The sequence below is a fragment of the Gallaecimonas sp. GXIMD4217 genome (assembly GCF_038087665.1).
Taxonomy (GTDB): Bacteria; Pseudomonadota; Gammaproteobacteria; order Enterobacterales; family Gallaecimonadaceae; genus Gallaecimonas.
The window spans coordinates 1,708,147-1,722,623 of record NZ_CP149925.1; the positions used below are offsets into that span (position 1 = coordinate 1,708,147).

The window sequence follows — 14,477 nt, forward strand, 5'->3', positions numbered from 1 at the left end:
TGTTTTCTCCCTAATGGTTCCAGCGTTCGGAGTGTGTGCTGAGAATTCAGACGGGCCTTCCGTCTGAGGCGGCGCCATTCTACACTGCCGCCACCGAGCGGGTAAAACGTTTGTCTCGCCTGAAAACAAATGACATCAAAGGACCGATAATGGAACGCCACGTCTATTATGTCTCCGACGGCACCGCCATCACGGCCGAGGTCTTCGGCCATGCACTGCTTTCTCAGTTTCCCGTTAAATTCAAGCAGTTTACCGAACCATTCGTGGACAACCCGGAGCGCGTAGAGCGGGTGCTGGCGAAGATAAAAGATAGTTTTATTACAACAGGAATGGAGCCCTTGGTGCTGCACACCATAGTGGATCCGGCCATCCGCGAGCGTTTCGCCGAAGCCGGCGCCGTGGCCTATGACTTCCTGTCCAGCTTCGTGTCGCCCCTGGAATCCATTCTGGGGGTCAGGGCCGAGCCCAAGATCGGCCGCTCCCACGGCGTCATGGACGAGGCCTACCACCACCGCATCGAGGCGGTGAACTACGCCATGGCCAACGACGACGGCGCCTCCACCCGCCAGTACGATCAGGCCGACATCATCCTCATCGGCGTATCCCGCTGCGGCAAGACCCCCACCAGCCTGTACCTGGCCCTGCAGTACGGCATCAAGGCCGCCAACTACCCCTTCACCGAGGAGGACATGGACGACCTCAAGCTGCCCCAGGCCCTCAAGGTGCACAAGCACAAGCTGTACGGCCTGGTCATCGATCCCGAGCGGCTGCAGCAGATCCGCAACGAGCGGGCCCCGGGCACCCGCTACGCCTCGCTGCGCCAGTGCCGCATCGAGACCAAGGAGGTGGAGATGCTGTTCCGCCGCGAGCGGATCCCCTTCCTCAACACCACCCGCCATTCGGTGGAGGAGATCTCGGCCCATATCCTTCAGGATACTGGCCTGGAGCGTCATAAGTATTGATTGCCAGGCTCCCTGGCCACCCGGGAGATCTCCGCCGCCATCTCATGGCCTCCAGGATACTGGCCTGGAGCGTCATAAGTATTGATTGCCAGGCTCCCTGGCCACCCGGGAGATCTCCGCCGCCATCCCATGGCCTCCAGGACACCGGACTGGAGCGTCATAAGTATTGATTGCCAGGCTCCCTGGTCGCCCGGGAGATCTCCGCCGCCATCCCATGGCCTCCAGGATACCGGCCTGGAGCGTCATAAGTATTGATTGCCAGGCTACCTGGCCGCCCGGGAGATCTCCGCCGCCATCCCATGGCCTCCAGGATACCGGCCTGGAAAGGCACAAAGACCGAAGGTGAGCGAAGCGCACTAAAAAGCGGGCATTGCCCGCTTTTTAGTGCCCGGCAATCTGCTGGGGCGTCAGGCTGGGCGCCCTGCCCTCGGCCTCGGCCTGCCTGGTAAGTGTGGTGAGCCTGGCGTTGATGGGGGTGGCGATGCCCAGCCGCTTGCCCTCGGCCAGCACCCAGCCGTTAAGGTCGGCTATCTCGGTGGGCCGAGCCGCGGCCAGATCGTCATAGAGGGACGAGCGGGCCGACGGATCCATGGCCAGCAGCTTCCCGGCCAGCACCCTGAACAGCCCATCCGGCAGCCTGAGCACCCGGGGCAGCCAGGCCGGCGGCACCGCCGTCAGCCTGGCCGGCCTCAGGCCCCTGGCCCTCATCACCGCCAGGGCCTCCTCCTGGGCGCCGGCCAGCAGCAGCCGGTAGCCACGCCGGGACAACTCCTCCTTCAGCGGCAGGCCGCACAGGCCATTGATGGCGTTGTTGAGGTTCAGCAGCAGCTTGCCGGCCAGCACCGCCTCCATGTCGGCCACCTGCCGGCAGTCGCTGCCCTGGGCCAGGGCCCGGCACAGGGGGGCAAGCTCGGCGTCGCCTGGCAACATCAGGGTACCGCCCGAGGCCCGGTGCAGGTGGCCCGGGCCGAGCCAGGTGAGGTTGAAGGGCACCATCAGCGGCAGCGCCCGGACGCCGCTGAGCGCTGCCACTTCTCGGGCGGCATCCAGGCCGTTCTGGGCCACCAGGATCAGGCCGTGGGCCCCAAGATGGGGTTTGAGCGCGGCGATCACCTCGGCGGTGGCCGGCCTTTTGCAGGCCAACACCACAAGGGAGTAGCTGCCGCTCAAGGTGGATACCACCTTGGGGCTTTGCAGGTGCAGCTGGCGACCGTCCAGGCTGGTGAGCCGCAGCCCTTGCCCCAAACGGGCCTGGCTGCGCTCCCGGCCCCAGAAACTGACCCTGGCACCGGCCCTGGCCAACCAGGCTCCCAGGTAGCAACCCACTGATCCGGCGCCGGCAATGAGGATTTCAACGTCTTTCAAAATAACGCATAATGCCGAGCTAGCTTCATCAGCCCCAGCCTAAGCAACTTGGCCGGGGCAGGCAACAGGTTGAGAATGACGTTTAACGGATTGCCTCCCGAACCCCTCATCAGTCCCCAGGCCCTGCGTGACCGCTACCCCCTGGATGCCGCCGGCCAGGCCAGGCTGCAGGGCCAGCGCGACGCCATCAGGGCCATCCTCGATGGCCAGGACGACAGGCTGCTGGTGATCATGGGGCCCTGCTCCATCCACGACGTGGATGCGGCCCGGGAGTACGGCCAGAAGCTGGCCGAGGCCGCCCGCCGGCACCAGGACGAACTGCTGGTGGTGATGCGGGTCTATTTCGAGAAGCCCCGTACCCGCCACGGCTGGAAGGGACTCATCTACGATCCCAACCTGGACGGTCGCTTCGACATCAACCAGGGCCTGAACGACGCCCGCGCCCTGCTGCGGGATCTGCACCAGATGGGCCTGCCGGTGGCCACCGAGTTCCTGGACATGGTCACCGGCCACTACCTCATCGATCTGATCAGCTGGGGCGCCATCGGCGCCCGCACCACAGAGAGCCAGGTACACCGGGCCCTGGCCTCGGGCCTGCCCTGCCCGGTGGGCTTCAAGAACGGTACAGACGGCAACATCCGCATCGCCGTGGATGCCATCCGCGCCGCCGCCGATGCCCATGTGCTGCTGATCCCCAACGGTGACGGCCAGCTGGAGGCGGCCCAGACCAGCGGCAACCCCCATGCCCACCTGATCCTGCGCGGCGGAGCCGAGCCCAACTACGGCGCACAATCGGTACAGGCCGCCTGCGGCCAGCTGCGCCATGCCGCCTTGCCTGAGCGGGTGATCATCGACTTCTCCCATGGCAACTCCCGCAAGGACCACCAGCGCCAGCTGGAGGTGGCCGATGACGTCTGCGGCCAGCTCGCCGCCGGCGAGAGCCGCATCAAGGGCATCATGGCCGAGAGCTTCCTGCTGGCCGGCAACCAGCCGGAGGGCCCCAGGGAAAGCCTCATCTACGGCAAGTCCATCACCGATGCCTGCCTGGACTGGGCCAGCAGCGAGACCCTGCTAGCACGACTGGCCGAGGCCATAAAGACGCGCCGGCGCAACAGTCTGTAAATTGCCAGTTCCATGAGAAGGGCTTAGGCTTTGTCTAAGCCCTTCTTTTTGGTCAAGGTTTTATGACAAAGACCCGCTGCTTGCTGCTGATTGCCCCGCTGCTTTGCAGCGCCGCCCTGGCCGCCCCCGACTATGGCCCCCTGATGGCCCGCACCCAGGCGCCGCTGCAATCGGGCTCGCTGTCACCCCGCTTCCAGGACGCCAGCCACGCCGGGGCCAGGGACAGGGAGTTCCACGCCAGCGCCACTGTGGCCAGCGTCTGGGCCGACGACCCCGAATACCAGCTCGACTACTACCAGAACGATGTCAGCCTGGGCTACAGCCGGCCGCTGTGGCAGGGCTGGCGCATCGAAGCCAGCTTCCTGCACCGCTTCGTGGGCAACAACCGTCTCGATTCCCTGACCAAGGCCTTCCACGACACCTTCGGCCTCAGCCAGAACGGCCGCGACGAGGTGGGCAAGCACCAGAGCACCATCTCTGTCCCGGACGCCGGCATCGATTTTCGCCACTTCAACGGCAAGACCCTGGACAACGTCTACCAGCTCTACCTGGAGCAGAGCCTCTACCAGGGGCAACGCAGCGCCCTGAGCTGGGGCCTGTCCCTGCACCTCAACGAGGTCAGCTCCGGGCCCTTCGAGAAGTCCTCCTTCGAGCAGGGTGTCCAGCTCAACTACCAGCGCCGCTACGGCGACAAGCACCGCCTCTACGGCCTGGCCGCCGTGGTGCACAAGTCCGATACCGATCTGGCCGGCATCGCCCTGCGGGACTGGACCTGGAACGCCGGCATCGGCTATCAGTACCAGAGCTCCCACAACCACGCCTGGCTGGCGGAATACCAGGTGCATAAGGGCGAGGCCGTGGATCTGGGCCAGCTCAGCGAGCTGGTCCACGAGTTCATGCTCGGCTACCGCTATCACATGGCCAAGGGCGCCATCGAATTCGTGGTGATCGAAAACCTGGTCAACCACGACAACAGCACCGATATCGCCTTCACCCTGGGCTACCGGCGCCGCTTCTGAGCGCCAACAAAAAGGCGGCCATGGCCGCCTTTTTGTTGGCCTGCTGTCACACCAGGCTGAAATACAACGTCAGCACCAGCACGCACAGCAGGTTCAGCCTGAGACCTGAGCGCATCATCTGCAGCTGCGGCACCTGGCCGGAGCCGAAGACGATGGCGTTGGGGGGCGTGGCCACCGGCAGCATGAAGGCACAGGAGGCGGCAAAGGCGATCAGCATGGCCATGGCCCTGGGATCCAGGCCCAGGCCCTGGGCGATGCCGCCAAAGAGCGGCACCAGCAGCGCGGCACTGGCGGTGTTGGAGGCCAGCTCGGTCAGCAGCACCACGAACAGCGCCACCGCCCCCAGCAGCAGCCATTGCGGGGCGCCGCCAAGGGCCCCGGAAAGGCTTTCGGCCAGGAAGGCGCTGGTGCCGGTTTCCTTGAGCACGGCGCTCAGGGTCAGGCCGCCGCCAAAGAGCAGCAAGACCCCCCAGTCGATGTCGCGCTTGAGGTTGTCCCAGCTCGCCACCCTGGTGGCACCTATGGCCACCACCGCCGCCAGGGCCACCAGGGAATCGAACTGGGCGATGCCACCCAGCCAGCGGCTCAGGGGGCCGGACAGCATCCAGCCGGCCACGGTCAGCGCGAAGATGGCCAGGGTCATGATGCGCGGTCCCGTCCACTGCAGCCGGCCCTGCTGGTGCCAATCCATCCGCTTGGCAAGCTGGGGCCTGTGCTGCCACCAGAGCACGGCCAGCATCAGCGGCCACAGCAGCGCCACCAGCGGCAACCCCAGTGCCAACCAGTCCAGGAAGCTGAGCTTGAGGTAGGCGGCGGCAATGGCGTTGGGCGGGCTACCCACCAGGGTGCCCATGCCCCCTATGCTGGCGCTGTAGGCCAGGCCCAGCAGGGCGAACACCAGGCTGTTGGCGCCGAGCCTGCCGGCCCTTTGCAGCAGGCCCAGCATCAGCGGCAACATCATGGCGGCGGTGGCGGTGTTGCTGATCCACATCGACAGCAGTGCCGCGGTCAGCAGCAGCATCAGCACCGCCAGCCAGAGCCGGCCCCCGGCCAGGTGAATAACGGCGTTAGCCATGGCCAGATCCAGGCCCTGGGACTTGAGCGCCGAGGCCAGGGCAAAGCCGCCCAGGAACAGGAACAGCACAGGGTGGGAAAAGGCGGCCAGGGCGGCCTTGACGTCGAAAACGCCCAGCAGCACCGCCAGCAGCGGCACCGCCAGGGCGGTGATCATCACCGGGATCACTTCCGTCATCCACAGCGCCGCCACCGCCAGCAGCAGCGACAGGCCCAGGGTGACGGGCCCGGGCCAGGGACCAAACAAGAGCATCAACAGGGCCGCCACCAGGGCCAGGCCGGCAAGCAACAAGCGCATGAGCATGGGGTGTTATGGGAGCATTGGCCCCATGGTGACAGAAGCTCGTGCCCGGATCGAGGCCAGGGGTCTTAAGTCCGGCTTTGCATTTCCATCTCACCGTGTTAGAACACTAATACAGCAACACGCAAAGGAGCGATAGTGCAGACCCAATGGCAGGCCAACAAGCCCATCTATGAACAGCTGGTCGAACAGCTGGTGGCAGCCATCCTCGAGGAGCGTATCGCACCTGGCCAGGCCCTACCGTCGGTACGGCAGCTGGCCGGGGACATGCAGGTCAACCCCCTGACGGTGCAGCGGGCCCTGGCCCAGCTGGCCGAGATGGGCGTGGTGGAAAAGCGCCGCGGCGTCGGCAGCTTCGTCAGCCCCGGCGCCAGGGAGCAGCTGCTCAACCAGGAAAGGCAACGCTTTCTCGAACAGGAATGGCCGGAGATCCAAAGGCGCATCAAGCGCCTGGATCTGAGCCTGGAACAACTTTTAGCGAATCAATAAGGAGTCATGGATGGAGACACTGATCAAACTGCGGGGGATCCGCAAGGGCTATGGCGGCAAGCAGGTGCTGGACGGCCTGGATCTGGACGTGCAGCGCGGCCAGATCATCGGCCTGGTAGGCGTCAACGGCGCCGGCAAGACCACCCTGCTCAACGCCATACTGGGACTGGCCGCCTGTGACGGCGACATCGAGGTGCTGGGCCAGGATCCGCGCCGGGACAGGGCCGGGCTGCTCAGGCGGGTCGCCTACATTTCCGACGTGGCCTGCCTGCCCCGCTGGCTGCGGGTGGACGAGGTGATCCGCTACACCGCCACCGTGCACCCCAACTTCGACGAAGGGCGTTGCCGGGCCATACTGGCCGGCACCCAGATCCCGGCCAGGGCCAAGATCAAGCAGCTGTCCAAGGGCATGGTCACCCAGCTGCACCTGGCCCTGGTGATGGCCATAGACGCCGATCTGCTGGTGCTGGACGAGCCGACCCTGGGCCTGGATGTGGTCTATCGCCAGGGCTTCTACCAGCGCCTGCTGGAGGACTACTTCGACCACAGCCGCACCATCATCGTCACCACCCACCAGGTGGAGGAGATAGAGCACATCCTCAGCCATGTGCTGTTCCTCCACGACGGCCGCTTCGTGCTGAGCTCCAGCGTCGACGAGATCCAGGATCATTTCAGCCAGCTCCAGGTGGGGCCTGCCGAGCTGGCGGCGGCCCGGGAGCTGGGCCCGCTGGCCGAACGGGCCACCATGGCCGGGCACCTGCTCACCTTCGAGCGCAGCCGCGCCGAACTGGCCGGACTGGGGCAGATCAGCACCCCGTCCCTGGCCGACATCTTCGTTGCCAAGGTAGGGAGGGCCGCCTGATGAACGCCTTTATCATGTTGATGCGCAAGGAACTCTGGGAAAACCGCAAGACGGTGCTGTGGCTGCCCGTGGTGCTGGCCCTGGGCGAGTGGGGCCTGTGGCTGCTGCTGAGCCTGGCCGGCACCGGCGCCAATGTCCAGGTCGAGGCCAATGCCCCGGCCGGCCAGTTGCTCTACATCCTGGCCCTGCCCTTCTTCTTCACCACCGCCCTGGCGGTGATCACCTACAGCGGCAACTGCCTGCTGGGGGAACGCAAGGACAGATCCATCCTGTTCTGGCGCTCGCTGCCGGTCAGCGACTGGCAGACCATGGCCGCCAAGGCCCTGGTGGCCATGGTGCTGATCCCCGGCATCAACTACCTGGCCCTGGTGTTGTTCGAGCTGCCGGTGGCGCTGTTGAGCCCGGATCTGGGCCTGGTGGCGGCCCTCAAGGTGTGGACCCAGCTGGGCAGTCACCTGCTGTGGCTGTCGCTGCTGATGGCGCCCTTCTACGCCTTCATGATGCTGCTGTCCGCCACCACAGACAGGCCCCTGGTGTGGATGTTCCTGACGCCGCTGCTGGTGTTCTTTGCCGAGAGCCTGCTGCTGGACGGCCACCCGGTATCCAGCCTGGTGTTCGGTACCCTGGCCGGCGAGCTGATGATCGTCATGGGCAGCCTGATGAGCCAGAGCGCCTTCAGCCTCGGTGCCAGCTGGCTCGCCAACAGCGCCGTGCTCAGCACCAGCAACGCCATGCTGGCCGGCCTGGCCGTGGCCCTGATCATCTGGGGGCTCTGCGCCGAGATCCGCAGGCGCAACCTGATCCAGGATTGATAGCCAAGGCCGCCCCCGGGGCGGCCTTTTTATTTACCGCCGTGCTAGACTGGCCGGCCACGCCCTTACCCTGCCCTGCCATGTACGACAAATCCCAACTGCTGAAACTGGCCCGCATGCCCATGCCCTTTGGCAAGTACCAGGGCCGGGTGCTTATCGACCTGCCAGAAGAATACCTGCTGTGGTTTGCCAACAAGGGCTTTCCACAGGGCGAACTGGGCCAGCTGCTGCAGCTGGCGCTGGTGATCCGCATCGAAGGGCTGGAGCAGCTGATCCGGCCACTGAAGGGCCCCCGCATATAATAAAGGCCGGCAAATGCCGGCCTTTTCTTTACAGCAGCCTTACAGCTTGGGCTTGGCCAGGGACGCCTTCAGGGCCTTGAGGAAGCGAGCCGCCTCGCCGCCGGTACAGGCCTGGTGGTCCATGGTCACCGACAGCGGCAGCATGCGCTTGGCCACCGGCTTACCGTCCTTCATCACCACGGTATCGTAGCTGCGACCGGCGCCGATGATGGCGACCTGGGGCGGCGTGATGATGGGGTTGGCGTAACGGCCGGCGATGGCGCCGAAGTTGGACAGGGTGATGGTGGCGCCCTTGAGCTCGTCCTGGGGCACGCGGCGCTCCTTGACATCGGCGATCATCTTGTCCAGGCCGTCGCGCAGGCTCTGGTCGTCGCGGTTGGCCACGTCACGCAGCACCGGCACGTACAGGCCGTGCCTGGAGTCCACGGCGATGCCGAGATCGACGTTGTCGAACAGGCGGCGGCTGGCGGTGCCCATGTCGAAGTGGGCGTTCAGGCTTGGCTCGGCGGCGCAGGCCTCGGCCACGGCGCGGATCAGGCGCACGGTGGGATCCTGGCCTTCGGCCCAGTCGCTGATGTCGGCATCATCGGCCAGGGTCACCGGCACGCAGGTGTCGTTTGAATGGCGCATGGCATCGGCCATGGCCTTGCGGGCACCCTTGATGATCTCGTTCTTGGACAGGCTGTCGTCGGCCTCGAAGGCCTTCTGCACGTCGGCATCCACCACCACGCCGTTGGCGCCGGTGCCGGTCAGCTCTTCGATGTCCACGCCCAGCTTCTTGGCCAGCAGGCGGGTGGCCGGCAGGGCCTGGACCTTGGAGCCCGCCACCGGAGCCATGGTGTTGCCGGCGAAGAAGCTGTCGTCGCCACCGGCCACGGCGCCGTGGCTGTCGACCTTGCCGACCACGGTGCCGGAGTCTTCTTCCTGGCCTTCGAAGCCCACCAGGGGCTCGCCGGTGTGAATGACGTCGCCGGCATCGCCGAACAGCTTCTCGATCTTGCCCTTGATGGGCGACGGTACGTCCACTATGGCCTTGGCGGTTTCCATGGAGGCCAGCACCTGGTCCACTTCCACTTCGTCACCGACCTTGACGTGCCATTCGACGATTTCCGCTTCCGGCAGGCCTTCACCTAGATCGGGCAGTTTGAAATATTTCATGCGCTGCACTCCATGACTTTTTGGACTCCCTCGATGATGTCCTCGGGTTGGATCATGTAGTAATTCTCGTTCTTGTAATACGGCATGGTGGTGTCGAAGCCACCGACGCGGCCGATGGGGGCCTTGAGATCCCACAGGGCCTTCTCGGCCACCTGGGCGGCGATCTCGGCGCCGACACCGAAGCTGCGGCACGCCTCGTGGACGATGCACAGGCGGCCGGTCTTGCGAACGGAATTGAGAATAGTGTCGATATCCAGGGGCTTGATGGTGGCCAGATCGATGACCTCGGCCTTGATGCCCTGCTCCGCCAGGCGATCGGCGGCGATCAGCGTCTCGTTGACGCTGGCGCCCCAGCTCACCAGGGTGATATCGGTGCCTTCGCGGAGGATAAAGGCCACGTCCAGGGGCAGGGCCTGGCCGTTGTCTTCCACCTCGTGCTTGACGGTACGGTAGATGCGCTTGGGCTCGAAGAAGAGCACGGGGTCATTGCTGCGGATGGCCGCCAGCAGCAGGCCGTAGGCACGGGCCGGGCTGGAGGGGATCACCACCCGCAGGCCGGGCACATGGGCGAAGATGGCTTCGACGCTTTCGCTGTGGTGCTCCGGGGCATGGATACCGCCACCGAAGGGGGCGCGGTACACCAGCGGCAGGGTGATGCGGCCGCGGGTGCGGTTACGCATGCGGGCCGCCTGGCAGATGATCTGCTCCATGGCCGGGAAGATGAAGCCCTGGAACTGGAACTCGGCCACCGGGCGCAGGCCCTGGGAGGCCATGCCCACGGTCAGGCCGCCGATCAGGCCTTCGGCCAGGGGCGTGTCCATGACACGCTTGAAGCCGAATTCTTCCTTCAGGCCCACGGTGGCGCGGAACACGCCGCCGTTGGTGCCGATATCTTCACCGAGGCAGACCACGTTTTCGTCGCGGGCCATCTCATGGTGCAAGGCCATGTTGACCGCTTCGATAAGTGCAACCTTAGCCATGGGACTGACCTCCTTCCATGCGCATTGCCTTCTTGATCAGCTCTTCCCGCTGGCTGGCCAGGGGCTCCACCAGTTGCTCGAAGTGGTGATCCATCATGGACTCGGGCGGCTCCTTGGGGTGGTTCAGGTACTGCTGTACCGCCTCTTCCACCTTGGCGTTGCACTCCGCCTGCAGGGCCTGCTCCTTGTCCTCGTTCCAGACGCCGGCGTTGTGCAGGTAGTTGCGCAGGCGCTTGACCGGCTCGCGCTTCCAGGCCGCGTTCACTTCCTCGGAGCCACGGTAGCGGGTGGCGTCGTCGGCGGTGGTGTGGTCGGAAAGGCGATAGGACACCGCCTCGATCAGGGTGGCGCCCTTGCCGGCGCGGGCCCGGTTCAGGGCGGTCAGCATGGCGTCGTAGACGGCGATGATGTCGTTGCCGTCCACCTGCACGCCGGGAATGCCGGCACCTATGGCCTTCTGGGCCAGGGTCGGGGCGCCACACTGGATGGCACGCGGCACCGAGATGGCCCACTGGTTGTTGTTGATCACGAAGATGCAGGGCAGCTGCCAGGCACCGGCGCAGTTGATGGCTTCCAGGAAGTCGCCCTTGGAGGTGCCACCGTCACCTATGGCGGTGACCGCCACCCGCTTCTCACCGCGCAGCTTGAACGCCGAGGCCACGCCGGTGGCGTGGGTGCACTGGGTGGCGATGGGTACACAGATGGGGAAGTCTTCGGAAAGCTTCCCGTCCGGGCGGTGGAAATAACTGCCCTGCTCGGTGCCGCCCCAGTACAGCATGTTGTGCACCATGGTGGCGCCACGCATGTACATGGTGGGCATGTCGCGGTAGTAAGGCACGTAGACGTCTTCGACGTCCATGGCCGCACCCACGCCGATGCCGATGGCTTCCGCGCCCAGGTGCGACGGGTAGGTCCCCATCTGGCCGGTACGCTGCAGGGCGATGGCTTTCTTGTCATAGGTGCGAACCAGCACCATATGGCGGTAAAACTCGACCAACAGATCCAGGTTGTCTGCCCAGGCAGGCAGGGGCTGGACCACATTACCCTCTTCATCCAGGTACTGGAGTTGGGTAATGGTTGACTTTGACGTAAAGGTCATACCTTCACCTTTGTTAGCTGGGATCCCTGTCCCGGGATCTCTCCCCCGTTTATTGACTGCCCGACTTTACCTTTACGTAAACGTATCTTCAACTGTGAAGATAAGGTTATCAGACCAGCCCCTTGTGGTTGTGCCGTGCTGCATGGCGCCTTCCCTGGCACGGTGGCGACCCCGGCATCCTGCCCCTGAGCCCCCGTATGGCGGGCTAGTTCAGTGTGGTGCGCACCACCAGCAGGGTGGCGCGTTGGCCGAGGGCCACCTTGGCGTTGGGGAAGATCACCGCTTCCTCCTCGGCCTCGATACGGTGTTCGATATCACCGTCGGTGGCGATCAGGTGCCCCCTGGGATAAGGGGTGAAGTTCTCCACGTCGTCGTCGAAGGTAAAGGCGAAGGCCTCGCTCTGCTTGTTGATGACGCGGCTGATCTTGTAGAGGTTGAGCCGGCTTTCGTCGTAGGGCGGCAGCGTGAGATCCTGCCCCCCTACCAGGGCGGCCAGGGTCCGGGCGGCGGCCTCGAAGCGGCTCATGTCGTTCTCGCCGAAGGGGCGAACCTTGCCCAGCTCCACGGTGAAGGCATGGGCGCCGAAGTTGTGGGACGAGAAATAGCTGAAGGTGGTGGTGGGCGATTCCGACAGCAGCACGGTATCGACGCCACAGGCGGCCAGGAAGCGGATCTGCTCCTTGTCCCGCGGCGCGCCGTGCAGGAAGGGGTAGACGGCGAACTTCTCGTGCCGGGAGCCGCGGATGGCGGTGTGCAGATCGTAATGGAGGCGCTCGGCGCCCTGGCGCTGGCCGAAGAAGCGTGCCACGGCGTCCTCCAGGGCCTTGGCCCGGCGACGCTCGTCGTTGATCAGGCCCTCGCCCTCTGAGTGGGCGCCGCTGAACAGGCGGTTGAGGTTTTCCTCCACCTGGCGCTCGCCGAGGTTGATGGCGGCGGGGTTGCCAATGAGGATCAGCAGCCGGTGCGACAGCGCCTGGCTGCCGTCCAGTATGCCCTTGGCCAGATCCCGGACGATCTCCATGGGGGCGGTCTCGTTGCCATGCACGCCGCAGGAAAGAATGATGTCCTTGTTGCCGGGCTCGGCCGGGCTGAAGGTGAAGATGCCGGTGTCCCAGATCTCGACCTGGATACCGCCGTCTGTGGTGAAAGAGGATGGGGCCAGGTGGCCTGGGTTGGCGCGGGTCAGCGCCAGAATATCGTTATGGGCGATCATCCCTGCTCCTTATGATGATTGCAGGGCCGCCATTATAAACAAAAGAGGCGCCAAGCGGCGCCTCCTTCACATCAGACCTGTGCCAGCCAGTCCGCCAGCAGGGCCTGGGCATCCCGCAGGATCTGCTCCAGGTGGCCCTCGTCCACGAAGGACTCGGCGTAGATCTTGTAGATGGGCTCGGTGCCGGACGGCCTGGCGGCGAACCAGCCGTTGTCGCTGACCACCTTGATGCCACCTATGGCGGCGCCATTGCCGGGCGCCTGGATAAAGGCCGACACGACGGCGTCACCGGCCAGCATGGCGCCCTCGGCAAGCGTCGGCACCAGGCGGCCAAAGGCGGCCTTCATCTCGGCCTCGACGGGGGCGTCGATACGCTTGTAGAAGGAGACGCCGTGCCGGGCCACCAGCTCCTGGTGATACTGGCTGGCGCTCTTGCCGGTCTTGGCCTGGATCTCCGCCGCCAGCAGGCCCAGGATCAGGCCGTCCTTGTCGGTGCTCCAGGGCCGCCCTTCCCTGTCCAGGAAGCTGGCGCCGGCGGACTCCTCGCCGCCAAAGGCCAGTTTGCCCTGGTGCAGGCCGTCCACAAACCACTTGAAGCCCACCGGCACCTCCACCAGGGGGCGGCCGTTGTCGGCCACCACCTTGTCGATGAGGGCGCTGGACACCAGGGTCTTGCCGATGCCCAGCTCACTGGGCCAGTGGCTGCGGTGCCTGCTGAGATAGTCGATGGCCACCGCCAGGTAATGGTTGGGGTTCATCAGCCCGTCCGGGGTGACGATGCCGTGGCGATCGGCGTCCGGATCATTGCCCAGGCAGAGATCGTACTGGTCCTTGTACTGGAGCAGATCCGCCATCACCGGCGCCGAGGAGCAGTCCATGCGGATGGCACCGTCCTTGTCCCTGGGCATGAAGGCAAAACGGGGGTCGACGCGCTCGTCCACCACCGTCAGCTCAAGCTGCCAGTGCTCGGCGATGGCGCGCCAGTAATCCAGGGCGGCGCCGCCCAGAGGATGCACGGCGATGCGCACCCCGGCCTCGCGGATGGCGGCCAGGTTGATGACCCTGTCCAGATCCCGCACATAGTGCTCGACGAAGTCGAAGGCCTCGGCATGGGGGCTGGCCAGGGCCTCGGCCAGGCCGAGCCGCTTGACGCCCTCCAGGCCGCCTTCCAGGTAGGTATTGGCCCTGGCCTGGATCACCTGGGTGACCTCGGTGCCGGCCGGGCCGCCATGGGGCGGGTTGTACTTGATGCCACCGTCCTGGGGCGGGTTGTGGGACGGGGTGATGATCAGGCCGTCGGCATTGCCGCCGTGGGCCAGGATGGCGTGGGACACCGCCGGGGTCGGGGTCATGCCGAAGCCGTCCTGGTAGCGTACCTGTACGCCGTTGGCCACCAGCACCATCAGGGCGCAGTCGAAGGCGGGCCGGGACAGGCCATGGGAATCGAAACCCAGGTACAGGGGGCCATTGATGCCGGCGTCACGGCGGTAGTCCGCCACGGCCTGGGCTATGGCCAGCACGTGGTCCTGGTTGAAGCTGGCCCTGAGGCTGGTGCCCCTGTGGCCGGAGGTGCCGAAGCTGACCCGCTCGCCGGCCTTGGCGGGATCGGGCCTGGTCAGGAAAAACTGGGAAATGAGGGCGGGAATATCCACCAACTGGGATTGCGGCGCCGGGGTACCGGCACCGTTGTCACTGGCCATGGGCTGTCCTTGGAACTTG

Annotated in this window: 14 protein-coding genes; 7 read left to right on the forward strand and 7 right to left on the reverse strand. The window is 65.4% G+C overall.

Annotation, left to right across the window (positions count from 1 at the left end):
* Positions 1-149 precede the first annotated feature (149 nt).
* Positions 150-962: a pyruvate, water dikinase regulatory protein gene (locus WDB71_RS08340; RefSeq protein WP_341501121.1), complete on the forward strand. Its 813-nt coding sequence runs from the start codon at positions 150-152 to the stop codon at positions 960-962.
* A 381-nt stretch (positions 963-1,343) separates the two neighbouring features.
* Here the strand turns inward: WDB71_RS08340 and WDB71_RS08345 are convergent, their stop codons facing one another.
* Positions 1,344-2,327 (reverse strand): 2-dehydropantoate 2-reductase, encoded by a 984-nt coding sequence (locus tag WDB71_RS08345; protein ID WP_341501122.1) that lies wholly within the window; start codon positions 2,325-2,327, stop codon positions 1,344-1,346.
* 75 nt (positions 2,328-2,402) lie between these two features.
* On the opposite strand from WDB71_RS08345, the gene WDB71_RS08350 reads away from it, so the two are divergent.
* Together WDB71_RS08350 and WDB71_RS08355 are read left to right on the forward strand one after the other, a co-directional pair.
* The gene (locus WDB71_RS08350; RefSeq protein WP_341501123.1) at positions 2,403-3,449 is read left to right on the forward strand and encodes a 3-deoxy-7-phosphoheptulonate synthase; all 1,047 of its coding nucleotides are present in this window, start codon (positions 2,403-2,405) and stop codon (positions 3,447-3,449) included.
* An 80-nt stretch (positions 3,450-3,529) separates the two neighbouring features.
* Complete coding sequence (locus tag WDB71_RS08355) at positions 3,530-4,468, forward strand: DUF3187 family protein (protein ID WP_341501124.1); 939 nt, start codon at positions 3,530-3,532, stop codon at positions 4,466-4,468.
* 46 nt (positions 4,469-4,514) lie between these two features.
* On the opposite strand, the gene WDB71_RS08360 is transcribed toward WDB71_RS08355, so the two are convergent.
* Positions 4,515-5,846 (reverse strand): DASS family sodium-coupled anion symporter, encoded by a 1,332-nt coding sequence (locus WDB71_RS08360; RefSeq protein ID WP_341501125.1) that lies wholly within the window; start codon positions 5,844-5,846, stop codon positions 4,515-4,517.
* A 135-nt stretch (positions 5,847-5,981) separates the two neighbouring features.
* Here WDB71_RS08360 and WDB71_RS08365 point away from each other — a divergent pair, with 135 nt between their 5' ends.
* The 4 genes from WDB71_RS08365 to WDB71_RS08380 all read left to right on the forward strand — a co-directional run bounded on the left by WDB71_RS08365 (position 5,982) and on the right by WDB71_RS08380 (position 8,308).
* Positions 5,982-6,332, forward strand: a complete 351-nt coding sequence (locus tag WDB71_RS08365) for a GntR family transcriptional regulator (RefSeq protein ID WP_341501126.1) — start codon at positions 5,982-5,984, stop codon at positions 6,330-6,332.
* A gap of 10 nt (positions 6,333-6,342) precedes the next feature.
* A complete protein-coding gene (locus WDB71_RS08370; RefSeq protein WP_341501127.1) occupies positions 6,343-7,194 on the forward strand; it encodes an ABC transporter ATP-binding protein in 852 nt (283 codons plus the stop codon).
* Positions 7,194-8,006 carry a hypothetical protein gene (locus tag WDB71_RS08375; RefSeq protein WP_341501128.1) on the forward strand — a complete coding sequence of 271 codons (813 nt, stop codon included), beginning with the start codon at positions 7,194-7,196 and terminating at the stop codon, positions 8,004-8,006. Before WDB71_RS08370 ends, WDB71_RS08375 begins: the two co-directional genes overlap by 1 nt.
* An 80-nt stretch (positions 8,007-8,086) precedes the next feature.
* Complete coding sequence (locus WDB71_RS08380) at positions 8,087-8,308, forward strand: DUF3820 family protein (protein ID WP_341501129.1); 222 nt, start codon at positions 8,087-8,089, stop codon at positions 8,306-8,308.
* A gap of 39 nt (positions 8,309-8,347) precedes the next feature.
* Here WDB71_RS08380 and WDB71_RS08385 read toward each other — a convergent pair whose 3' ends face one another.
* The 5 genes from WDB71_RS08385 to pgm form a co-directional block, all read right to left on the reverse strand.
* Complete coding sequence (locus WDB71_RS08385) at positions 8,348-9,466, reverse strand: dihydrolipoamide acetyltransferase family protein (protein ID WP_341501130.1); 1,119 nt, start codon at positions 9,464-9,466, stop codon at positions 8,348-8,350.
* Positions 9,463-10,446: an alpha-ketoacid dehydrogenase subunit beta gene (locus WDB71_RS08390; protein WP_341501131.1), complete on the reverse strand. Its 984-nt coding sequence runs from the start codon at positions 10,444-10,446 to the stop codon at positions 9,463-9,465. The genes WDB71_RS08385 and WDB71_RS08390 overlap by 4 nt, the downstream gene beginning before the upstream one ends.
* Positions 10,439-11,545 (reverse strand): pyruvate dehydrogenase (acetyl-transferring) E1 component subunit alpha, encoded by a 1,107-nt coding sequence (gene pdhA, locus WDB71_RS08395; protein ID WP_341501132.1) that lies wholly within the window; start codon positions 11,543-11,545, stop codon positions 10,439-10,441. Before pdhA ends, WDB71_RS08390 begins: the two co-directional genes overlap by 8 nt.
* Before the next feature lie 205 nt (positions 11,546-11,750).
* Entirely contained in the window at positions 11,751-12,758 is a 1,008-nt protein-coding gene (gene astE, locus WDB71_RS08400) for a succinylglutamate desuccinylase (protein WP_341501133.1), read from the reverse strand.
* A 71-nt stretch (positions 12,759-12,829) separates the two neighbouring features.
* Entirely contained in the window at positions 12,830-14,458 is a 1,629-nt protein-coding gene (gene pgm, locus WDB71_RS08405) for a phosphoglucomutase (alpha-D-glucose-1,6-bisphosphate-dependent) (RefSeq protein ID WP_341501134.1), read from the reverse strand.
* Positions 14,459-14,477 lie beyond the last annotated feature (19 nt).

Bases quoted from the DNA above. Each gene is read 5' to 3' on its own strand.
- WDB71_RS08380 (WP_341501129.1), top strand. From the start codon at position 8,087: ATGTACGACAAATCCCAACTGCTGAAACTGGCCCGCATGCCCATGCCC.
- WDB71_RS08350 (WP_341501123.1), top strand. From the start codon at position 2,403: ATGACGTTTAACGGATTGCCTCCCGAACCCCTCATCAGTCCCCAGGCC.
- WDB71_RS08375 (WP_341501128.1), top strand. From the start codon at position 7,194: ATGAACGCCTTTATCATGTTGATGCGCAAGGAACTCTGGGAAAACCGC.
- WDB71_RS08385 (WP_341501130.1), bottom strand. From the start codon at position 9,466: ATGAAATATTTCAAACTGCCCGATCTAGGTGAAGGCCTGCCGGAAGCG.
- WDB71_RS08390 (WP_341501131.1), bottom strand. From the start codon at position 10,446: ATGGCTAAGGTTGCACTTATCGAAGCGGTCAACATGGCCTTGCACCAT.
- pgm (WP_341501134.1), bottom strand. From the start codon at position 14,458: ATGGCCAGTGACAACGGTGCCGGTACCCCGGCGCCGCAATCCCAGTTG.
- astE (WP_341501133.1), bottom strand. From the start codon at position 12,758: ATGATCGCCCATAACGATATTCTGGCGCTGACCCGCGCCAACCCAGGC.
- WDB71_RS08370 (WP_341501127.1), top strand. From the start codon at position 6,343: ATGGAGACACTGATCAAACTGCGGGGGATCCGCAAGGGCTATGGCGGC.
- WDB71_RS08340 (WP_341501121.1), top strand. From the start codon at position 150: ATGGAACGCCACGTCTATTATGTCTCCGACGGCACCGCCATCACGGCC.
- pdhA (WP_341501132.1), bottom strand. From the start codon at position 11,545: ATGACCTTTACGTCAAAGTCAACCATTACCCAACTCCAGTACCTGGAT.
- WDB71_RS08360 (WP_341501125.1), bottom strand. From the start codon at position 5,846: ATGCTCATGCGCTTGTTGCTTGCCGGCCTGGCCCTGGTGGCGGCCCTG.